At 67.5% G+C, this 2,202-nt stretch carries 2 protein-coding genes; one reads left to right on the forward strand and one right to left on the reverse strand.

Annotated elements, in window-relative coordinates; translation table 11 throughout:
• The first annotated feature begins 309 nt into the window (after positions 1-309).
• Positions 310-876, forward strand: a complete 567-nt coding sequence (locus ABD333_RS47325) for a phosphotransferase (protein ID WP_344549493.1) — start codon at positions 310-312, stop codon at positions 874-876.
• A gap of 439 nt (positions 877-1,315) precedes the next feature.
• Here ABD333_RS47325 and ABD333_RS47330 read toward each other — a convergent pair.
• Positions 1,316-2,202, reverse strand: an 887-nt coding sequence (locus tag ABD333_RS47330) for a KR domain-containing protein (RefSeq protein ID WP_344549494.1), incomplete at its 5' end; no start/stop codon positions are given.

Here is a 2,202-nt window from a genome sequence, read left to right on the forward strand (position 1 = left end):
AATTCTGGGACAACGAAGGCGCGGGCTGTTGCCCGCCCGAGTGCAGTTCGCCGGGCGGCGGCTGATCACACCCAGGGGCGAGATGCGTAGCGACTGGAGTGATCTCCCGGGAACGATCCGGGAGGCCATTGAGTACCGGACCGGCCCATCGAGAGCATCCAACCGGCCGGCGCGGGCATCCACGCGGACATCGCCTCCACGGTGCACACTCCGGACGGCAAGATCTTCGTCAAGGCCTCGCGGAAGCTACCCGAGGGGGACGGCTCTGCGGTCCGGTCGCTGCGCAGAGAAGCCACACTCGCCCCGCTCATGTCCGAGTTCGCCCCCCGGCTCCTGTGGCAGGTAGAGGCCGGGGGGTGGCTCGCGCTCGGGTTCGAACACATCAAGGGCAGCCACGCCGACTATGCGCCAGGCTCACCAGACCTGGTGAGCCTGGCCAAGGTAGTTCACCGGCTCCAGGACACTCCATGTCCTGAGGCGGTCGTGATGCGCGTGGAGAGGCGCTGGCAAGACCTGGCAGAAGACGTTTCCCCCATCGCTGGTGATGCGTTGCTCCACACGGACCTCAACCCGGCCAATGTTCTGCTCACTGCCGCTGGCCGCGCCGTCGTCGTGGACTGGGGATTTACCTCACGCGGTGCTCCGTGGGTTGAAGCCGCGCAGATCATCCCCTGGCTGATCCGCGCCGGACATGGCCCGGCTGCAGCCCAGCAGTGGGCCTCTCAATTTCCCTCATGGCTCGCAATCGACTTGCACGCGCGGCTGTCAGCCGAGCGATGGAGGCTGCATCACGCGGCCAACGCCACACCGAAGATCCCCCAATACGTCAGAGTCGCCCAGCAGTGGGCCGACTTCCGTAACCCAGGCTCCATGTAGAAATCAGCTAGCCGTTCTCCAATGGGCGGTCCCGGGCCGGGCCGGACCGGAACCGGTTTCGCGTCGATCGTTTGCAGGAGTTCGGCCTAGCTCTAACCCATCTCCAGGGTGGCAATGACCCGTCCTAGGGCTCTTCTCTGGTCGGAAGCAAGTACCTGCCCTGACAGTCATCTTCGTCCGCTGACTGTCGCCGATCTCACGCTGCAGTCGGTTATATGGGCCGGGTTCCCTTCACGCACCAACGGCGCGGCTCGCAAATCCTGTGGCCCCGTGCGGAAGGGTTGGACCACTGAAGGGGTGGGGGTCTGGGGGCGTGCCCCCAGCTTGGGGCTCGGGGCGGGAGTCCCGATGAGACTGTCCGAGCGCAGCGAGGGCGATGCTCTTGGCGGGGTGAGGCCGCTCCCGCCTTGAGGTTGGGAGCGGCCTGGTTGGGGATGGCTCAGGCCTTTGAGGTTGTGGGTTTCGCTGCCGGTTCTGGTTGGCGGGGGTTGGGGACGGTGGGCTGGGGCGTGGGGGTTTCGGCCTTGTCTGGGGCTAGGCGGCGTAGGAGGCTTTGGGCGATGTTGGCGACTGTTCCGCCGCGCATCAGTTCCATTGGCGGGATGTCGATGGCGAACCGGGACTGCAGGGACGTGAGCAGTTCCGAGGCCATGAGCGAGTCCAGCCCGTACCCGTCCAGCCGCCGGTCCGGGGAGATCTGGTCGGCGGGTATGAGCAGTACGGACGACAGCAGCTCGGTGAGCTCCGCGACCAGGTGATCGCGGGCTTCCTGGGCGCTCATTCCGGCGAGGAGGTCGGTCAGCTCGCGGACGTCGGCGCCGTCCTGTTCGGCGCCGGGCGGCAGGACCAGCGAGAGCTTGGGAGCGCGCAGCGTGGGCAGGACCTGGCACAGGCGGCCCCAGACGCAGCGGCCCACGGCTCCGACGTCGGTTCCGGCGTACAGCATGGTCTCGATGGCGGTCAGCGCCTCGGACTGCCGTATCGGTCCGATGCCGAGCCTGACCATCATTTCCTGGCGGCCGCCCTGGTTCAGGGTGTCGGTGCCGGTCAGGGGGGCCAGGCAGACGGCCAACGCGGGCAGGCCCGAGTGGCGGCGCCGGCGGGCCAGGGCCTCCAGGAAGAGGTTGGCGGCCACGTAGGAGGATTGCCCGATCTGGCCTAGCGAGGTGATGGAGGAGTACAGCACGAACAGGTCCAGCGGGCGGTCCTGGGTCAGTTCGTCCAGGACCAGCGCGCCGGCGACCTTGGGACGTAGCACGGCGCGGATCCGGTCGTCGGTGAGGTCGACCAGCGGATCGTCGTCCAGGTGCATGGCCGAGTGGACGA

The organism is Actinomadura fulvescens, from assembly GCF_039533225.1.
In the GTDB taxonomy this organism is placed as follows: domain Bacteria; phylum Actinomycetota; class Actinomycetes; order Streptosporangiales; family Streptosporangiaceae; genus Spirillospora; species Spirillospora fulvescens.